Annotated in this window: 15 protein-coding genes; 9 read left to right on the top strand and 6 right to left on the bottom strand. The window is 44.7% G+C overall.

Translation table 11 applies throughout. From position 1 onward, the window contains the following. Nucleotides 1-3: 3 nt before the first annotated feature. Nucleotides 4-4,821, bottom strand: a complete 4,818-nt coding sequence (locus OA79_RS10385) for an NAD-glutamate dehydrogenase (protein WP_063333177.1) — start codon at nt 4,819-4,821, stop codon at nt 4-6. Between the two features lie 297 nt (nt 4,822-5,118). On the opposite strand from OA79_RS10385, the gene OA79_RS10380 reads away from it, so the two are divergent. Continuing rightward, nucleotides 5,119-6,138, top strand: a complete 1,020-nt coding sequence (locus OA79_RS10380) for a GlxA family transcriptional regulator (RefSeq protein ID WP_063333176.1) — start codon at nt 5,119-5,121, stop codon at nt 6,136-6,138. A gap of 72 nt (nt 6,139-6,210) precedes the next feature. Here the strand turns inward: OA79_RS10380 and OA79_RS10375 are convergent, their stop codons facing one another. From OA79_RS10375 to OA79_RS10360, 4 genes are all read right to left on the bottom strand, one after another. Further along, nucleotides 6,211-6,549, bottom strand: coding sequence for a P-II family nitrogen regulator (locus OA79_RS10375; protein WP_063333175.1), 339 nt, complete (start codon nt 6,547-6,549; stop codon nt 6,211-6,213). A gap of 102 nt (nt 6,550-6,651) precedes the next feature. Further along, on the bottom strand, nt 6,652-7,752 hold the full coding sequence (gene hemE, locus OA79_RS10370; protein WP_063333174.1) for a uroporphyrinogen decarboxylase: 1,101 nt from the start codon (nt 7,750-7,752) through the stop codon (nt 6,652-6,654). A 155-nt stretch (nt 7,753-7,907) separates the two neighbouring features. Further along, nucleotides 7,908-8,753, bottom strand: a complete 846-nt coding sequence (locus OA79_RS10365) for a DUF2927 domain-containing protein (protein ID WP_231908852.1) — start codon at nt 8,751-8,753, stop codon at nt 7,908-7,910. Continuing rightward, entirely contained in the window at nt 8,695-9,231 is a 537-nt protein-coding gene (locus tag OA79_RS10360; protein ID WP_063333172.1) for an NUDIX hydrolase, read from the bottom strand. Before OA79_RS10360 ends, OA79_RS10365 begins: the two co-directional genes overlap by 59 nt. Nucleotides 9,232-9,548: 317 nt before the next feature. Between OA79_RS10360 and astE the strand changes: the two genes are divergently transcribed. The 8 genes from astE (at nt 9,549) to traF (OA79_RS10320) (ending at nt 18,304) form a co-directional block, all read left to right on the top strand. Then, nucleotides 9,549-10,562, top strand: coding sequence for a succinylglutamate desuccinylase (gene astE / locus OA79_RS10355; protein WP_063333171.1), 1,014 nt, complete (start codon nt 9,549-9,551; stop codon nt 10,560-10,562). A 75-nt stretch (nt 10,563-10,637) separates the two neighbouring features. Further along, nucleotides 10,638-11,720 (top strand): zinc ABC transporter substrate-binding protein ZnuA, encoded by a 1,083-nt coding sequence (gene znuA / locus OA79_RS10350; RefSeq protein ID WP_063333170.1) that lies wholly within the window; start codon nt 10,638-10,640, stop codon nt 11,718-11,720. Between the two features lie 137 nt (nt 11,721-11,857). Next, nucleotides 11,858-12,832, top strand: a complete 975-nt coding sequence (locus OA79_RS10345; protein WP_063333169.1) for a KpsF/GutQ family sugar-phosphate isomerase — start codon at nt 11,858-11,860, stop codon at nt 12,830-12,832. Nucleotides 12,833-12,868: 36 nt separating this feature from the next. After that, nucleotides 12,869-13,726 (top strand): 3-deoxy-8-phosphooctulonate synthase, encoded by an 858-nt coding sequence (gene kdsA, locus OA79_RS10340; RefSeq protein WP_063333168.1) that lies wholly within the window; start codon nt 12,869-12,871, stop codon nt 13,724-13,726. A 3-nt stretch (nt 13,727-13,729) separates the two neighbouring features. After that, nucleotides 13,730-14,317: a KdsC family phosphatase gene (locus tag OA79_RS10335; protein WP_063333167.1), complete on the top strand. Its 588-nt coding sequence runs from the start codon at nt 13,730-13,732 to the stop codon at nt 14,315-14,317. After that, nucleotides 14,310-15,116, top strand: coding sequence for a 3-deoxy-manno-octulosonate cytidylyltransferase (kdsB, locus tag OA79_RS10330; protein WP_063333166.1), 807 nt, complete (start codon nt 14,310-14,312; stop codon nt 15,114-15,116). Before OA79_RS10335 ends, kdsB begins: the two co-directional genes overlap by 8 nt. A 353-nt stretch (nt 15,117-15,469) precedes the next feature. Further along, nucleotides 15,470-16,750, top strand: a complete 1,281-nt coding sequence (traF, locus tag OA79_RS10325; RefSeq protein WP_063333165.1) for a conjugal transfer protein TraF — start codon at nt 15,470-15,472, stop codon at nt 16,748-16,750. Nucleotides 16,751-16,858: 108 nt separating this feature from the next. Beyond that, nucleotides 16,859-18,304 carry a conjugal transfer protein TraF gene (traF, locus tag OA79_RS10320; RefSeq protein ID WP_063333164.1) on the top strand — a complete coding sequence of 482 codons (1,446 nt, stop codon included), beginning with the start codon at nt 16,859-16,861 and terminating at the stop codon, nt 18,302-18,304. Here traF (OA79_RS10320) and OA79_RS10315 read toward each other — a convergent pair. Beyond that, nucleotides 18,301-18,894 (bottom strand): 5-formyltetrahydrofolate cyclo-ligase, encoded by a 594-nt coding sequence (locus OA79_RS10315; RefSeq protein ID WP_063333163.1) that lies wholly within the window; start codon nt 18,892-18,894, stop codon nt 18,301-18,303. The two genes, traF (OA79_RS10320) and OA79_RS10315, sit on opposite strands and share 4 nt — an antisense overlap. Nucleotides 18,895-18,897 lie beyond the last annotated feature (3 nt).

Raw genomic sequence — 18,897 nt, 5'->3', positions numbered from 1 at the left:
GGTTTATATCAGATTTCTTAACTCACGAATAGCAACGGTGACCATTGCAATGGTTAATTCGCTTTCGACTTTGATTTCGCTGAAGGTCGTACGATAGTGTTTAATGCTATCGTGATTAGACTCTTGCCAGCTGGTCAGTCTTTGGTCGAGCGCTTTTATCTCAGGGTTAGACTGAATAACCTCTTGGGTAAGCGTTCGCAAGCTATTATCCACTTCATCACCTAGTCCCGCTTTCGCGCGACGTTGCCACATATCCTCAGCTGGCAATTGCGCAGCACGTTGGCGTAACCAGTGCAGCTCTAAGTCCATTTCAAGGGCAAAGTAAGTTTGCGCCACATCCAGAACTTCGCTTTCGGTGTTGCTGGCAACACGTATGATATCAAAGCCGTAGAAGAGGTAATTCAATGAAGATAAGGTTTCCGCCATGTCTTCTGGAATGCCTTTGTCCGTTAATTCTGCCTTGATGTCCGCCAAGTGGGCTTGGCTAGGCTCAGTCAGAATGGCTTGGATGTTGGCACTGATGACATCGACACCGGGTTTGTAAGTATCAATTAAGCGCTGAATCGATAGGCTTTCACGTGTGTTGCGCAGTAGCCATAAAGTAGCGCGTTCTAACAAGCCCTGAATGCGGATCAGCAGATCATTTAGAACCTCATTGGGCACGGCAAAATCTAGGCTGTTAATGGCGTCCCAAAGTGCAGGGATGCCAAAAATGTTTTCTGCCGCCAAGTAAGCACGCACGACATTCAGAGCAGACGCACTGGTTTCTTCTTGCATGTAAGTGGTGAAAGAAGCGCCCATGCGGTTACCAAGGTTATTAGTAACATGGCCCGCAATGATTTCTTGGGCTAATGGGTGTGAAGCCATCTGATCGCCAAAGCGTTTGGTCAGTTCGGTTGGGAAATACTGGTTGATTTGAGTCATCAGATCCGCGTCTTCACCAATGCCGTCTTCGACTAATTGCTCAGACAGTTTGATCTTAGAGTAAGCCAACAAGACCGAAATTTCTGGACGCGTCAAACCTTGGCCTTTGTTAAGGCGCTTACGAATTTGCCCATCGGTGGGTAGGAATTCAATTTCACGGTTTAAGCGACCTTCACGTACCAAGGATTGAATCAAACGCCAATGGTCTGCCAGTTTCTCCGGGGCTCGTGAGTTAATCAAAGACAATACATGGCTTTGGCCGCGATTATGGCGTAATACTAAATCACCCACTTCATCGGTCATTTTTGCAAGCAGAGTATTACGCTGCTTCTCTGTCATGTCGCCATTTTCAACCACTCGATTGAGTAGAATTTTAATGTTTACTTCATGGTCTGAGCTGTCTACACCCGCTGAGTTGTCAATGGCGTCAGTACTGATTAAACCGCCATTTTGAGCGAATTCAATACGACCCAATTGAGTCAAACCTAAGTTACCGCCTTCACCAACAATCTTGCAGCGCAACTCTTTACCATTAACACGTAAGCCATTGTTAGCGCTGTCACCGGCATCTGCATGAGACTCAGATTCGGCTTTGACATAGGTGCCGATTCCGCCGTTCCACAACAAATCGACAGGGGCTTTCAAGATAGCATTAATCAGATCCGTAGGTGCCATGGACTTGACGTTGCCTTCAATGCCAAGGGCTTTACGAATATCGGCGTTGATTGGCACCGATTTAGCGGTTCGACTAAAGATACCACCACCTTTAGAGATGAGTTCTTTATTGTAATCTTCCCATGAGGAGCGTGGTAGCTTGAACAAGCGATCTCGTTCCGCAAACGAGCTGGCCGCATCGGGCGTTGGGTCAATAAAGATGTGCAGATGGTTAAATGCCGCGACTAAGCAAGTGTGCTCAGATAACAGCATACCATTACCAAACACGTCACCGGCCATGTCGCCTACGCCGACAGCGGTGAAGTTGGTCGTCTGACAATCGATACCGATTTCTTTGAATTGACGTTTAACCGATTCCCAAGCGCCACGAGCCGTGATGCCCATTTTTTTATGGTCATAACCGTTTGATCCGCCGGATGCAAAGGCATCGCCTAACCAGAATCCGTATTTCTCTGAGATGCTGTTGGCTAGGTCGGAGAAAGTCGCCGTGCCTTTGTCAGCCGCCACCACTAGGTAAGGGTCGTCCTCGTCGTAACGTTGTACCGACGTTGGCGGAACGACTTGGTTCTGTACCAAGTTATCCGTGATGTCGAGCAAACCACTGATGAAGGTTGTGTAACAATGAATGACTTCGGCTTGAACGTCTTCTCGTGACGCGTTTTTCTTTAGTTGCTTAGCGACAAAGCCACCTTTCGCACCCGCAGGAACGATGACGGCGTTTTTCACCATTTGTGCTTTTACCAAGCCTAAGACTTCGGTACGGAAATCTTCCATGCGATCAGACCAACGTAAACCACCACGAGCGACTTTACCGCCACGCATGTGAACCCCTTCCACCCAAGGTGCGTAGACAAAGATCTCGAACTTGGGTCGTGGTAGTGGTACCGCAGGAATTTTCGATGGGTCTAATTTGAACGACACATAATCTTTGATCTGGCCTTGTTCATCATGCTGGTAGAAGTTGGTTCTGAGCATGGCTTGAATGACCGACAAGTAGTGTTTCAAGATGCGGTCTTCATCTAGATTGGCCACTTGATCCAACTCTAGATCGATTTTCTCTAAGAGTTTTTGCACCTTGTCATCACGTTTCGCCGTTTGTGCAGGGTCAAAGCGTTGTTCGAACAATTGTACCAACAGGCGAGCAATGCCAGCGTTTTTCTCTAAGGTTTGTTGCATGTATTGCACAGAGAAAGGCAATTGTAATTGCATCAAGTACTTAGTTAGCGCACGTAACATGGTGACCTGACGCCAAGTAAGAGACGCATTTAACACCAAGGCATTGAAACGATCATTCTCTACTCGACGAACAAATATCTGGTTGAAGGCATCTTGGAATGCTTCGCGTTGAGTGTTTTTCTCTAGGTTAACGTCAGCGTCAACGCTAATCGCAAATTCGACCACCCAAGTATTGGCGGTGCCGTCACCGTTCTGATCCAGCTCGTATGGACGTGCTTCTAGAACGCGTAAGCCCATGCATTCTAGGATAGGCAATACATCCGAGAGAATAAGGGTGGTGCCAGTACCATAAACTTTGAAAAAGTAGTTGTTTTTCGCTTGGCCAACTTGACGATAAATGTGAGTGGAGATATCACCTTCGTCTGCTAATTGTGATAGACGTTCGATGTCTAGCACGGCCGCATTTGGTGAGAAATCCTCACGGTAGGCGGCTGGTAAATACGGCACGTATTCATTGAAAAGCTGATTGCCGCTTTCTTCACCATTGCTTTTGTGTAAAGCAGACAAAAGCTTGTCTTCCCATAAACTCATGGCATCCTGCATTTTGCGCTGGATGTCTTCTGCATCTATGGTTGGGCTTTGTTTTGGATCGGCAATCTGAATGGTGAAGTTTACTCGAGCTAATACGAGCTGAGAGAACTGCACATTAAATTCGGAACTGGTGCCATTACAAGCCGACATCAAAATGTCTTGCATCTTCATGCGCAGCTCTGTGTTGTAGCGATCTCTCGGTACATATACAAGAGCGTTGAGGAAGCGGCCATAAATGTCTTTGCGTAGGAAAACACGTAATTGGCGACGCTCTTGAATGGCGAGAATGCTTTCAATGGTACCGAACAGTTCCTCGACTGGCGCCTGAAGCATTTCGTCACGAGGGTAGCTGTTTAGAATGTGTTTTAGGTTTTTGCCCTTGTGGCTGTTTGGGTCCACATTGGCTTTCTCCACAATCACATCCAGTTTTTTGCGCAACAGTGGAATGTCTTGTAGTCGAGCAATGTAAGCGGCAGACGAATACAAACCAAAGAAGCGCCATTCGCCAATGACTTTACCATTTTTATCAAAGCGCTTAATGCCAAGGTAGTCTAAGTGAACAGGGCGATGTACCGTTGAAATGGCGGTCGATTTCGTCAAGATTAAAATATTGCTGCTGTCGACGGCCAGGCTGGCTAGATTGTCTTGTAGAACAATGTCACGTTTAACTTTTTTGTCATTGATGTCACGGAAGGTGCCTAAGCCTGAACCTTCTACAAGTTTCAGGTGAGTTTCATTGCCTTCTTGGGTCAGGTCATAGGCACGGAAGCCGATAAAGGTGAAGTGATCGTTTTCTACCCAACGTAGGAAGTCGAGGATTTCCTGATGCTCTTCATTGCCTTTTAAGTGAGAAAGTTGCTCCGATTCACGGATAACCTCACTCATGTTTGCCTTCATTTGAGGCCAATCTGCCACGGTTTTGCTTACGTCAGCTAGACTCTTAAGAATTTCATCTTTAATTTGGTCTAATAAGTTGGTGTCGGACAGACGGTCGATTTCAAAGCGAATTAAGGCTTCAACGTTTTTCGATTCAGGCTTTATGCTTTGTAATTCACCTTTCTTAGTGCGTTCAACAGGAATGGCTGGGTGGGCGGTAAGGTGAATTGTGTGGCCAAGACGAACCAGCGCCATATTGAAAGAGGAGACAAGGAAAGGCATGTCTTCCGTTAACACTTCGATCACAGTGTGTGTGGATTGCCAGCTGTGCTCTTCGTAGTTTGGGTTATAAACACGTACTTTTGGCTTTTGCGGTGTTTTTTGTTTTAGAAAATCCCACAAACACACAATGGTGCCATAGAGGTTTTCAATGCTTTCGTTTGCCAAATCTTCCGTTAGAGAGTCCTGGAAGTATAGGCGGGCTAATTGAATCAAATCATTCGCATCAGCACGACCAAAATGGTCGTTAATTTCTAACTCAACGCGTTCAATTAATTCGTTTTTTTTATGGTCAGTCATGTGAACTCAATCCCTCATGAGTGTTGGGTCTTTTTAAAACTAGTTGTAAATGTGACTTATTGAAAGTTTTGATTTTGGACTCTATTGAAGATTATTGTGAAAATTTCACCTCTTTAATAGTTGTCTAGTTTTCTAATTACGACACTCTTTTTCCATAATCGGTTTTCTCGTCCGTAAAACTCCGTCATAATATGAAAAAAGCCTCTAATATCCATTTTAAACGAAATAAACCCCTTTTTAGTCCCTAGTTCGCAGGATAATATTTTGTACAAGAGTGAATTCGCATCAAGAGAAATCATGCAAGCGAGTAAAAAGCCGCAAAAATACGGTTTTTTGCTTCTGCCTAACTATTCTATGTTGGGTTTTTCGTCCGCCATTGAAACTTTGCACATGGCGAACTGGGTGACCGGAAAAGAGCTATATTCGTTTTGTACAATCAGTCATGAAAGTCGCGAAGTTCCTTCTAATACAGGGGTTATAAGCTTGGCGGACTATCTAACAAGTGAGGCTCCGAGTGGTTTGGACGCGATTTTTGTCTGTGGGGCATCGCCAGTGACAAAAAACGAAAATAAAACTTTAGAAAATTGGATCAAGAAACAAGCCGGCAAAGGGATTTCTTTGGGAGGAATTTGCACTGGAAGCTATCTTTTAGCGAAAACAGGCCTGCTGGACGGATACCGAGCGACCATTCATTGGTGGAGTATTGCTAATTTACGGGATGAGTTTCCTCAAACCATCGTGTCGGATCACCTGTTTGAAGTGGATCGAGATCGATATACTTGCAGTGGTGGTACAGCGGCTATGGACATGATGTTGTTTTTAATTGGTAAGCAACATGGCATGTTGTTGGCGAGCAATATTTCTGAGCAATTTGTTTGTGAGCGTATTCGAGCACATGACGATCCACAACGTATTCCATTGCAGGCGCGCATTGGTAGTGGTCAACCTAAGTTGGTGGAAGCGGTGCAGCTAATGGAGGCAAATATTGAGGAGCCCTTGTCTTCTGAAGACATTGCTTATCACTTAGGCATATCGCGCCGCCACCTAGAGCGACTTTTTAAAACTCACCTAGAAGTGGTGCCATCGCGTTATTATTTGGAATTAAGGCTTCAGCAAGCAAAACAGCGTTTGCTTAACACCGACAAATCGATCACAGAAATAGGACAAGATTGTGGCTTTGGGTCAGCGCCGCATTTTAGTACCACCTACAAAAGCTTTTTTGGTATGACGCCAAGAGATGAGCGTAACAAACAAGGTAATGTCGTAACAGAAGTGACGCCGAATAATAGGAAGAAGCGACAGCTCTGGAAGCGTTGAAGAAAATGAAGATCAAAAAAAGCCCGTTTTAATACTAAAACGGGCGATTTGGTAGACGGATGTGAAGTGGCCTTAGATGGCTTCCGCGCCAGTCTCACCTGTACGAATACGGATGATTTGCTCTAATGCTGTGACGAAGATTTTACCGTCGCCAATTTTACCTGTGTTAGCACTGCTTTGGATGGCTTCGATTGCGCGCTCAACTTGATCGGTTTCTACAGCCAGTTCTAATTTTACTTTAGGTAGAAAGTCCACCACATATTCGGCACCGCGATACAGCTCAGTATGACCACGTTGGCGACCAAACCCTTTTACTTCAGTCACTGTGATACCGTTAATGCCAATTTCAGAAAGCGCCTCGCGAACTTCGTCTAGTTTAAAGGGCTTAACAATGGCTGTGATTAATTTCATTATTTTCTCTCCATTCTGATAAAGCGTTCATTAGCATAAAAATAACACTCTCTTGCCAAAGTCGCCACAATCTCAGTGGATATGGCCTATATTTCCAGCAGATTACAATCCGTTCATCGCATCCAAATCATCGTATTTGGTCTCATGGTATTGGCGACCGAGTTTATGTACCGCATCGATCAGATACTTGGGATGATCTGGATTCACGAATTGATGAATGCCATGACCTAGATTAAAGACATGGCCACTGCCATGCCCAAAGCCTGACAATACGGCTTCTACTTCGCGTTCAATAACATCCTGACCGGCATACAATACACATGGGTCAATGTTACCTTGCAGAGCGACCTGGTTGCCGACACGAGCTCTGGCCTCACCAATGTCAGTTGTCCAATCTAGCCCTAAGGCATCCGGACCTGTGGCGGCGATATTTTCCAGCCACTGCCCGCCATTTTTAGTAAATAAAATAACGGGTATTTTCTGACCATTGTGATCACGGATGAGTCCGTCCATGATTTGTTTCATGTACAGCAAGGAGAATTGCTGATACATAGGGCCGCTAAGAACGCCACCCCAAGTATCAAAAATTTGCACTGCTTGAGCACCGGCTTTGATCTGACCATTGAGATAGTGAGTGACGGATTGGGCCAGCTTATCTAATAAAGTATGCAGTGTCTTTGGGGATTGATACATCATCGCTTTGATATGACGGAAGTCTTTGCTAGAGCCGCCTTCCACCATATAAGTTGCTAATGTCCAAGGGCTACCTGAAAAGCCAATCAGTGGCACTTGTCCATTTAAGGCGTGGCGAATGGTCGTCACGGCTTTCATGACGTAATCTAAATCCCCTTCCGTCGTCACTGGCAAGGCGTCAATGTCGGCCTGGGTGCGCATAACGTGTTTGAATTTTGGCCCTTCACCGGTTTCAAAGTAAAGGCCCAGACCCATAGCATCAGGAATGGTTAAGATGTCTGAAAACAGAATGGCAGCATCTAAGTCGTAGCGCTTTAGAGGTTGTAAGGTGACTTCACAAGCAAAGGCATCATTTTTACATAGACTCAAAAAGTCTCCTGCGGTGGCTCGGCTTGCTCGATATTCTGGCAAGTAGCGTCCAGCTTGTCTCATCATCCACACAGGCGTGGTATCCACTGGCTGTTTGAGTAGGGCGCGCAAGAAGCGGTCATTTTTGAGTTCAGGAAACATTAAGCTCTCCAGTGTGAATATTGAATGGGCGCATTTTACCTAAATTGATCAGGAATGCAGAGTGAATAAGTAGAATTTATAAAGGCTTTTGTAAAAAAGGCCAATAATATTGATTTATGGCAGGGTTTAATGATGGCTACTGTCTGCGCAATGGCTTAGTCACCAAGGTAGCGTTTTAAACTGTATTGCTGAACACGTTGGGCTGCATGCTCTATGTCGCCATTTGCGTGTAATGCTTTCAATACATCGGGGAAGAGAGCTCGAGTTTGTGTGACACTCATGCCGGGTTTAAGGTGTTGAGAGTACAGGGCTTTCAATAAAATATAGTCGAGAGGGCTCAAATAGGTATCCACACTGACATCATTAAATACGGAAGGAAACACCTCATTTGAGTCGTTAGGTAGGCCTAGCAGTTGCGTGATTTCTTCGACAATGCAATCTAAAAAGCGCGCTTTACGACGAGCATAATCAACCGGAATTATAATCGCGCCACGGGTTATTTCATAACGACCATTACGGCGAAAATTGCCAAGACAGATGGCTTCATCCAGTGCCGCACGAATGTTCTCAGGGTCACCAATGTATTGTCTTACTTTATTTTCAAGTTGGGCATAGTTGGTAAAAATGACAAAAATATTAGCGTCTGATGCTTGTTGGGTGAAATCGATGGATAGGCCTGTAATACGAGCTAGATGTTGAGCGTGTACGCTTAACAATTCTTTTTGTAAATGAGCGTCCCCCGCATCACTTTCAAAATACAGGCGGATTGGTTTTTTCCAACGAATAATCTTAGGGTAGTTGGTTTCTTTGTATTCTCTTTGTAGGGCAATTTTAATGAAGCTTTCTTCAATGTAATAATCGTCTTGCCAGCGTTCCTTGGTAAAACTGAGGGTACTGCAGAACATGGCAAGAAGAATGACCAAGAAGCGAATGAGGTTGAGGTTAAATTGGGTCATCCGGTTGGGCGCTGGTAAGTTTGTTGGCGTAATGTCGTAATGCATCGAAAGAATCCGGTGTAAAATCCAAATGATTAGGGTTGTCTAAGATGGTCTGAATGCTCATTTCATGAACCGAAGCGACTTCTTTTGGTTGTAATGTTAACGGGCCATGTGTTTCGGGTTGATAGTGACAAGTATAGATCTTCCCCCAGATTTTGAAGCCTTTTCCTTGAGTGAAAAAAACACCATGGCTTTGCAATGGTGCATCAAAGCCTAATTCTTCTTCTAATTCACGGTGTGCAGATTCAATGTAGGATTCACCCTTGGCAACCACGCCGCCAGTTGTTACACCATAAAAACTGGGGCAAAAGGCTTTGTCATCAGTACGCTTTTGCACGAGTAGGTTGCCACTTTCAGTAAACACTAAAATGTAAGTGACTCGATGGTGATCTTCGCCAAAGTTCATGAGTCGGCGAGGCACGTCGCCAATGATTTGATTGTGTTGGTCGACTAAAATAATGACTTCGTCATTCTCTGACATAAAATACTCATTGATTGGCGGAACGAATAGAAAGCGAAAGGGTATCGGCATTTGTCTGGAAAGAAAAGCCTTAGCCTTGGTTCAGCGGTGTTGAAATGGACTTTATGGCCGTCATGTTTAATAAATGCGACTTAATCTTGTGTATTTTCGGCTTAAACTGGTGTGCAGTGCTCGTCTTTCCTATTTAGCCGTATCATGTTCTTAGGCATGGGAGAGCGAAAAACACCTGATTCAAAAAAACGCTTTGGCAGAAGAGTGTTGAGCGAATGACTCATGTCGGAGAGCAGAGACTGAGAAGACGAAAAAATGGAACTAGTATGATAGTGAACGACGATTTTCTGGCTTATACCTTAAGACATCCAGAGCAAAATGATGGGCTGAATTTTACCTTTCCTTCTGGTCGTGCTCGTGTAGAAGGGGCTGGTATTTTATGCTTGGAGCCTGAAGTACAGCAAAGCAACCTCAGTTTAGTCTTATCCGTTGGGATTCATGGCAATGAAACGGGGCCGATTGAATTAGCAAATGGTTTGGTTAAATCCATTTTGGCGGGGGATTTGGTCTTAGGCGTACGTTTGTTGTTCATTATTGGTAACCCTCGAGCGGTCATACAGGCTCAGCGTTTCTGCGATGTAAATCTAAATCGTTTGTTCTGTGGTTCATGGCAATCGCAACAAGGTTACGAAGCTCAGCGGGCGCAGCAATTAGAACGATCTGTTAAGACTTTTTTTGAGGCCTCTGATCCCGTTGGTGCGCAAAAATTGCATTATGACCTGCACACTGCCATACGAGGTTCGGTTCATGAAAAATTTGCAGTACATCCCTATGCGCCAAAGGCAATATATCAGCAACGCCAGTTGGCTTTTTTGGCGGCTTGCGGTGTTGAGGCTGTCTTGTTTTCGCATCAGCCAACAAGTACTTTTTCCTACCACAGTTTTGCGCAACATGATGCTCAGGCTTCCACTATTGAATTGGGGAAGGTCAGAGCATTCGGTGAAAATGATTTGTCGTCCTTTTTGCAAATGAAGCGAGCCTTGACTGAGTTGTTGGTTACAGGCGAGCTGGTTCAAGACCGAGTTTCAGACTTGAGTTTATATGAAGTGGTCGACAGCCTAACCAAAGATGATCAAAGCTATCGGTTGAACATCGCGGACGATTTAGAAAATTTTACTCCGTTTGAGCAAGACTTTTGCTTAGCTGAATCTCTTGAACAACGCTATATCGTTAAACAAGCGGGGGATGCCATTGTGTTTCCAAATACCAAATTGCCTGTTGGGCAGCGTGCTGGCTTAGTGGTGCGTTCAAAGCCCATGTCGAGGTTTAATTTTCAATAAGCTGAGAATGCATCTTGAATACAGGTATCGAATATCGTATTGTTACGTTATAACGTTATTTGAGGTGTTTAACGAATGAATAAGCTTTTATTGACTTTGGGTGTGACGGCTCTATCGCCGTTGGCATTGGCAAAACCGGTTATTGTCACCAGTATTAAACCTGTTTCTATGGTGGTAGCAGCCATTACTGGCGACCGAGCCGACATCGAACAAATTGTGTCCAATTCGGCATCACCCCATGATTTTGCTTTGCGTCCTTCAGATTTAAGAAAAATTGCCAACGCTGATACGGTTGTTTGGGTGGGGGAGTCATTAGAACGTTTCTTAGAGAAACCACTAGAAAATGCGGGTAAAGAAGATTCCTCTATTGAGTGGTTAGCGTTAAACGGTATGAATCTGCATAACTTCGCAGAGGGTCATGAAGACCACGAAGATCATGATGAGCATGAAGATCATGAAGGCCACGATCATGATAAGCATCACGATGATCATGACGAGCATGAAGGCCATGATCATGACAAGCATCACGACGATCATGATGAACACGAAGGCCACGATCATGATAAGCATCACGACGATCATGATGAACACGAAGGCCATGATCATGACGAACATCATGAAGGCCATGAGGGGCATGACCACAGTGGTGTTGATCCGCATGTTTGGTTGTCACCAGAGAATGCCAAAGTATTGGCACAAGCGGTGACTAAGCGTTTATCCGAAATTGATGCTAAAAATGCAGCATATTATCAAACTAATTTGGCAAATTTCGAGCAGGGCTTGACCGCAAAAGATGCGCAAATTCGTGCCGCGCTGAATAAAGTTAACACGGTTCCATACATTGTTTTTCATGATGGCTACAGCTACTTTGAAAGACATTATGGTTTGCAACATGCTGGGGAAATTACAGTCAGTCCTGAACGTAAGCCTGGGGCGAAAAAAGTGGCCGAACTGCGCCATGAAATTGAAGAAAATCATGTCCAGTGTGTGTTCAGTGAGCCTCAATTTAGCCCTGCGATCGTTAAAGCTTTGCTAGACGGATCAAGTGTTAATACCGCGCCACTAGACCCGCTTGGTGGCGACATCAAACTAGATTCGAATGCTTACTACCGTTTCCTAGACTCTCTAAGCGGTCAATTCCTAAGTTGCTTAGGTTAAAACTATTTTTGCAGATCTTGCAGAATAATGTGAAATAGAAAGAGTGCTCAAGTCGAGCACTCTTTTTGTATGCGTCCTTCCTTCTGCTCTGTATAATGAGACCACTTTTTAGCCGTCTGATTTAGCAGAGAGAAAATATGAGTGCCCCAACGTCTTCGAATACGGATACGGATGCATTGATCGCCAGTGCTCAGCGAACCCTTTCAACGCAAGCGCAAGCCCTTGCCAATCTTGCCAGTCAAGTAACGGATGAATTTGCCAAAGCCGTGCGAATGATATTAGACAGCAAAGGTCGAACCATTATTTGTGGTATGGGGAAATCAGGACTGATTGGTAAAAAAATCGCAGCTACCCTCGCGTCAACAGGCACTCCCAGTTTCTTTTTGCACCCAGGCGAAGCCTTTCACGGTGATTTAGGGATGATTCAAGCGGAAGATACGCTGATATTGATCAGTTATTCCGGTGAAACCGAAGAGCTTATGCGCTTACTTCCTTCTTTACAGAGCTTTGGAAATCCAAGTATCGCTTTGGTGGGCAACATGGATTCCACCTTGGCCAAGCATTGTGATTGTGTTTTAGACATTTCGGTTGACCGTGAAACCTGCCCGAATAATTTAGCGCCAACCACTTCTACGACCATGACGACCGCGATGGGCGATGCGTTGGCCGTAGCCTTGATGGAGTGTCGCGCTTTTCAGCCGCAAGATTTTGCCCGTTTTCATCCCGGTGGCAGTCTAGGTCGTAAATTGCTGACCAGAGTAAAAGACATCATGCACAAACAAGACTTGCCCGTTTGCTCTTCGAATAGCAATTTGAAAGACGCCATCACGGTCATGACCCAAGGTCGTAAAGGGGTGGTGTTGGTACAGGAACAAGATACGTTACTGGGCATTTTTACCGACGGTGATTTACGTCGTGCTATGTTAAAAGACAGTGACGGCATGATGAATAAAAGCATTGCCGATCTTATGACCGTAAACCCTAAGACCATCAATGAAAATGTCATGATCGTCGAAGCGGAAGAGCAAATGCTAAGAGATAAAATCACCCTTTTGGTGGTGCTGAATGATGACCGAAAGGTATCCGGTATTTTAGAAATTTACGATCGCTGATAGCGAGTGACGAAGCAGAATTTAACAGGAGTTAGTATGTCTCAAGAATCAAAAATCATCAAAATTGGTCAACAGGTTGAAGTTGCGAATCACTTACCATTTGTGCTGTTCAGTGGTGTCAATGTTCTGGAGTCTCGTGATTTGGCGATGCAAGTTGCTGAGGAGCATGTCAAAGTAACTGAAGCCCTGGGTATTCCTTATGTGTTTAAAGGGTCGTTTGACAAAGCAAACCGTTCTTCTATTAACTCTTTTCGTGGTCCAGGCATGGAAGAAGGTCTGAAGATTTTACAAGAAATCAAAGAGACCTTTAATGTGCCAGTGATCACAGATGTACATGAAGCGTATCAGTGTGCGCCTGTGGCCGAAGTAGCGGATGTGATTCAATTACCTGCCTTTCTTTCTCGTCAAACAGACTTAGTTGTCGCCATGGCGAAAACGGGGGTAGTGATTAACATTAAGAAGGCGCAGTTCTTAGCACCTCATGAAATGAAACACATTCTGAAAAAGTGTGAAGAAGCTGGTAATGATCAACTTATGTTGTGTGAGCGTGGCACTATGATGGGTTACAACAACCTTGTTGTAGATATGTTGGGTTTTGGTGAAATGAAGAAATTCACTTACCCAGTGATGTTTGATGTCACTCATTCTCTACAGCGTCCTGGTGGTCGTGAGGATTCAGCGGATGGTCGTCGTGCACAGGTAACAGAATTGGCGCGTGCTGGTATGTCACTTGGGTTATCAAGTTTATTCTTAGAAACTCACCCGACACCGGATTCGGCTAAATGTGATGGTCCTTGTGCGTTACCGCTAGGCAAATTAGCGCCTTTCTTAAAGCAGATGAAACAGCTTGATGAGTTGGTCAAAACGTTTGATGAACTGGACACGAGAGCTTAAGCCATGGATGCTGCGTTTCTTGCTTCTTATTCCGTGATATCTGAACAACCAGCGTTATTGCAGCGCTTGCAGAATTTAAAGCTGGTGGTATTTGACGTGGATGGTGTCTTGACCGACGGTGGCTTGCTCTACACAGAGCAAGGCGAGACGATTAAGCGTTTTAACGTCAAAGACGGCGTTGCGATGAAACTCCTGCCTAAGTGGGGCGTGACCGTGGCGGTGATCACGGCCAAAGACTCTCCAGCCTTGCGTCAACGCATGACAGACCTGAATGTTGAGCATTTCTATCCAGGTTGTCATAACAAGGCAGAGGCTTTTGCTGAGTTAACCGCAAGGTTACAAGTGTCAGCATCTCAAGTGGCTTATGTAGGAGACGATGTGATTGATTTACAGGTGATGCCGAGTGTTGGTCTGGCCATGTGTCCTGCTGATGCACATACTCTGTTATTACGTCATTGTCCGTTGATATTATCCAAGTCGGCTGGACAAGGCGTAGCAAGGGAAGTGGCGGATTTGATTCTAGCGTCCCGTATGCCACTAGAAGAAGCTTACGAATTAGCAAAGCAACCGGAGTTTGAACGTCATGTCTGATTCTACGTTACACACACAGCTACCTGCTTTTCACATTGTGATTCCGGCTCGCTATGCCTCTCAGCGTTTTCCGCAAAAGCTGATGGCAGATCTTGGTGGCAAACCTGTGTTGCAATGGGTGCATGAATTGTCACTGCAAGCGGGCGCTCAGTCTGTGACGGTAGCAACCGATCATAACGAAATTTATCGAGCCGCAGAGCGGTTCGGGGCAAACGTCGTAATGACTCGTGATGATCATGAGAATGGTACGGAGCGTTTGGCAGAAGTGGCTGAAAAAATGGCTTGGTCTGGTGAGGAAATCATTGTCAATGTACAGGGAGATGAGCCTTTCCTACCCGTCGCTTTGATTCATGCTACGGTAAAAGCCTTGTACCAAGACGCTGAAGCTGAAATGGCAACTGTAGCGTGCGCCATTGATGATAAGCAGGATTATCTTAATCCAAACGTGGTGAAAGTGGTGTGTGATGAACGGCAGCGAGCCTTGTATTTCAGTCGCGCGCCGATTCCTTGGGATCGAGATGGTTTGGCTAACGGGCAAGAGCCAAGTGGCTATTTACCCATCGATTTGCCGGTTTTACGTCATATTGGTTTATATGTCTATCGGGCGAGCTTATTGAATAAATACGCTGAATTGCCCATGTCACCACTTGAACGTTGGGAAAAATTGGAACAGCTACGTTTCTTACATCAGGGGATTAAGGTGCAAGTTGCTGTGGCGGACAGTTTGCCCTCTCATGGTGTGGATACGCCCGAAGATTTGGAAAAATTGCGTCATCAATTAACCTTAGATCACCTCTAAATTCCCTTTTTAAACCTTAACGTTTGGTCGAAGGACTCGACGTTAAGGGTTTTCTCTGTTCATTTTTTCACACTACTGTGCCGTTTCAATTCGATAGATTTTTCGATGGATGCTTGTTCTTTGAACAAGGCGAATCTTTTTTAGGATTACGCTCGACTTTGATTGCTCTCGATTTTGAAGTGATGGATCTCAAATTGTATAACTTATATGCATTTCTTGGTGGATTTGCTTGAAATATGCTTTTTTTGTATAGAATGTGTAATCTATGGGTTTACATTTCCTCCAAATGTAATATTTTCTTACTAATGTGTATCTAGTTTGTATCACTTGTTTGATTTTTGAAGGATTCGATTATGAAAAAGCTGCTTGTTCTTTCCACGAGCTTACTAAGCACTGCCGCTATGGCAGCCATGCCAGTTAACCAACCCATTGGTTCCAGTTTTACCCTAAGTAGCTCTCCGAATAAGCGAGCACTTGCTACTGCGCTAGGCAACCCAGCGGCACCATTTTTGATGGTGAATGAACAAGATGATGACAATTTTCGTTTTGGTATCCTAGGCCCATTGAGTGTTGGCATTGAAATGGGTGACGTCAGCGATCTGGGTGATCGAATGGAAGAGGTCGAAGATATTATTGATAATTCAACTGCGGGGACAGCTGCAGGAGATGTAACAAGAGTTGAAAATATCTTAAATGAAGTAGGTGATACTGCTTATGTTAAGACATCTGTAGGTTTGCAAGTGCCTTTAATGCCGGTTATTTATAAAACAGACAACAATGGCGCCTTCATGTTGGATGCTAGTATCTCTACTGTTGCAAAAGCAAATGTATTATCTAGTAATGTGTCTGTGGATGGTGGTACTGGTGAATTAACGACTGATGCATCATTCCAGGCTCAAACTGCTGTGGATCTTGCTCTTGGATTGGGCTATAGCCAATCTATGTGGGAAAACTCTCACGGCATGTTAGTCGGTGGTTTGAAAGCGACTATGCATAATATTTCTATGGGGCGTGCACTTGTTTCATTGGAAGATGACTCAACTGATGCTGATGATGCTATTTCAGATGCAATAGATGAGGATGCCATTGACTCTACTGGTGTTGGCATTGATTTAGGCATGGTTTGGGTGTCGAATAATTATCAAGTTGGTGTGACTTTTGCGAACATCAATGAGCCAGAGTTTGATGGTGTCGCAATTGATACTGCTTGTGGATCAGAAAGTTGTGATGCAGCCCAAAGTTTGCAGAATGCAGGCAAGCTTGATACCACTGGTAGTAAATATGTAATGGAAATGCAAACCACAGTCGATCTTGCTGTATCAACGGCTGGTAAGCAACTTACTTTAGGGATGTCTTACGACACCAACCCTGTTGAAGATGCGGTGGGTGACGAATACCAGTGGGCAGCGGCTTCTATCTCTTACTACGGCGATTCTCACTTCTTGCCAGGTCTGCGAGTAGGTTACCGTCAGAACATGGCGGGTACGGAGCTAAGTTATGGTAGTTTCGGTTTAACTATCTTAAAACGTCTAAATTTAGACGTTGCTGTGGCATTAGACACAGTAGAAGACGAAGATGGTGATGAAATGCCTCGCAGTGTGTATTTTTCTTTAGGTTATGATACTGCCTTCTAAACAGTAAAGATTTTGCAAATAAAGCCGATGACATAACTGTCCTCGGCTTTTTTGTTGGTCATTGTTTGCTGAGTTATTTACTGGGTTGTTTAGGGATTTTGCTCCGTCATGAAAAAGTATTTTGCCATTGCTTGTTTGTACCTTGTTAGTTCATCGGTGATGGCAGCCATGTATACCTATCAGCCAATCGGTTCCAGTACCGTGCTGGGCAGCTACGGAAACCGTCATGCCTTGTCGACCGCCATGGGAAATCCGGCGGCGCCTTATTTAATGGCGAATTTACAAGGCTTTCGTATTGGCTTTGTGGGGCCGATAGGCATCGGTGTTGAGGGTGGCGGTGTAGGTACCATCAATGATAAGGTCGATTCGCTGGAAGCCAGTGTCGACACAGATTACCTATCCTCTTTGGATTTGCAAGCCATCGAGAATGGCGCGACAACTGTTTATAACAATACAGCTGGCAGTAATGCCGATAAAGAAGCGGCAGCGAACGCGTATATCGTTCAAGAAATCAATGCGGCTGTGGATACCATTGAAGACAGTTTGTCAGACGTGAGTGACGATGTGGCCGCGATTGCGGACACAACCTACCTTAAATTCGCGACGACCGTGCAAGGGCCGTTTCTTCCCATCATATACAAAACCCGTCGACGTGGTGTCTTTATGATCGACGCCAGTGCTTCCTTAGTGGGTAGGGCACAAATATTATCGGACAGTTTTTCGCTAAACGGTTTGGATGATCTGCGTAATATTTCTGATGAGAACGATTTGCAAAATGTTGATTTGGCGGCCATCGAGCTTGAAACGGATACCTCACTTTATCTGAAAAGAGTCTCTAATTATAAATTCAGTATTGGCTACAGCGAAATGTATTCACGTACAACCGGCAGTGCTTTGTTATTAGGTGGACGATTAAATTTTCATAAATTAGCCATGGATCAAAAATTAACGGTGTTGAATGAAGATGGTGATTCTGATGTCTCTTATGGGGATTTCTTTATTAGCCGAGAAGATCGCTCAGATGGTATCTCACTTGATTTAGGGGCCATCATTGCAGCGCGTTACTTGCAGTTGGGGGCCACCTTGTCCAATGTGAATGAACCTGAATTTGATTATAAGGTGATTGGGCGCTGTACAGGTTTGTCTGGTGCTGATTTATCAGCCTGTAATGCGGCCATTGGTTTTGCGGATTCAGGTAAAATTTCTCTTAAAGAAAAATATAAGATGAAAGCCCAGCTTAATCTAAGTATGGCGTTGAAGAGTAAAGATCAAAATTTTTCCATTGCTGGCTCTTTTGATGCCAATTCGATTAAAGATCCGTTAGGCGATCAATACCAATGGGCTGCGGTTTCCATCTCTCATTACAGTGATGACTTTTTCTCCATCGGGATGAGAGCGGGTGTTCGTAAGAACATGGCGGGTAATGAGATGAGTTACTATACAGCCGGTTTGACCTTGTCCCGTCGGTTGGACATTGATGTGGCCTATTCACCAGAGAACGATGACGGCGATACTGGCTTTTATTTCTCTATCGGTTACAGCTTTATGTACTAATCTTTTGTCGTCAGATTGATGTCGATACACTGCTGTGGACTGAGTATGGCTTGCAATGGAACGTCCCAAGGTTCGATGGGAAGCTGCTCAACTTGCTGACAGTCATGGGCCAAACCAATTAATAATGGTTTCTGCTCAATGCTCTTGCGAGCAAAACTCTTGTCATAGAAGCCACCTCCCATTCCTAATCGCCCGCCATATTGATCAAAACCAACCAGAGGCATAAAGACAATGTCTATAGTGTCTTGCGCTTGGTATGTTTCAGTCACAGGTTCGGCAATGCCAAATCGATTATTATGCCATTGTGTTGTTTGGTCGTAATGCGCAAAGCGTAAGGTTTCGCCTTTCACAACGGGTAAGTAGGTTTTGATGTTGCGTTGCCAGCAATATTCGCTGATGAGGTGTGGGGATATTTCACCGTCGTTCGCCAGATACAGGGCAAGGTGTTCTACATTATTTAACCATTCAGAGTGAAGTGTTTGTTTCAGAAGCTGACTGGCAGCTTGTTGCTGTTCTTGTTCTGTTAGTTGACGTCTGGCGTGACGTAAGGTTTTGCGTAGACTATGACGATCGAGAGGAGGTTGGATCATGAA

The organism is Marinomonas sp. TW1 (assembly GCF_001625355.1).
GTDB lineage: Bacteria > Pseudomonadota > Gammaproteobacteria > Pseudomonadales > Marinomonadaceae > Marinomonas.
This window is presented reverse-complemented; position numbering and strand designations above follow the sequence as displayed.

Coding starts and splice junctions, on each gene's coding strand:
- OA79_RS10385 (WP_063333177.1), bottom strand. CDS start 4,821: ATGACTGACCATAAAAAAAACGAATTAATTGAACGCGTTGAGTTAGAA.
- OA79_RS10380 (WP_063333176.1), top strand. CDS start 5,119: ATGCAAGCGAGTAAAAAGCCGCAAAAATACGGTTTTTTGCTTCTGCCT.
- OA79_RS10375 (WP_063333175.1), bottom strand. CDS start 6,549: ATGAAATTAATCACAGCCATTGTTAAGCCCTTTAAACTAGACGAAGTT.
- hemE (WP_063333174.1), bottom strand. CDS start 7,752: ATGTTTCCTGAACTCAAAAATGACCGCTTCTTGCGCGCCCTACTCAAA.
- OA79_RS10365 (WP_231908852.1), bottom strand. CDS start 8,753: ATGCATTACGACATTACGCCAACAAACTTACCAGCGCCCAACCGGATG.
- OA79_RS10360 (WP_063333172.1), bottom strand. CDS start 9,231: ATGTCAGAGAATGACGAAGTCATTATTTTAGTCGACCAACACAATCAA.
- astE (WP_063333171.1), top strand. CDS start 9,549: ATGATAGTGAACGACGATTTTCTGGCTTATACCTTAAGACATCCAGAG.
- znuA (WP_063333170.1), top strand. CDS start 10,638: ATGAATAAGCTTTTATTGACTTTGGGTGTGACGGCTCTATCGCCGTTG.
- OA79_RS10345 (WP_063333169.1), top strand. CDS start 11,858: ATGAGTGCCCCAACGTCTTCGAATACGGATACGGATGCATTGATCGCC.
- kdsA (WP_063333168.1), top strand. CDS start 12,869: ATGTCTCAAGAATCAAAAATCATCAAAATTGGTCAACAGGTTGAAGTT.
- OA79_RS10335 (WP_063333167.1), top strand. CDS start 13,730: ATGGATGCTGCGTTTCTTGCTTCTTATTCCGTGATATCTGAACAACCA.
- kdsB (WP_063333166.1), top strand. CDS start 14,310: ATGTCTGATTCTACGTTACACACACAGCTACCTGCTTTTCACATTGTG.
- traF (WP_063333165.1), top strand. CDS start 15,470: ATGAAAAAGCTGCTTGTTCTTTCCACGAGCTTACTAAGCACTGCCGCT.
- traF (WP_063333164.1), top strand. CDS start 16,859: ATGAAAAAGTATTTTGCCATTGCTTGTTTGTACCTTGTTAGTTCATCG.
- OA79_RS10315 (WP_063333163.1), bottom strand. CDS start 18,894: ATGATCCAACCTCCTCTCGATCGTCATAGTCTACGCAAAACCTTACGT.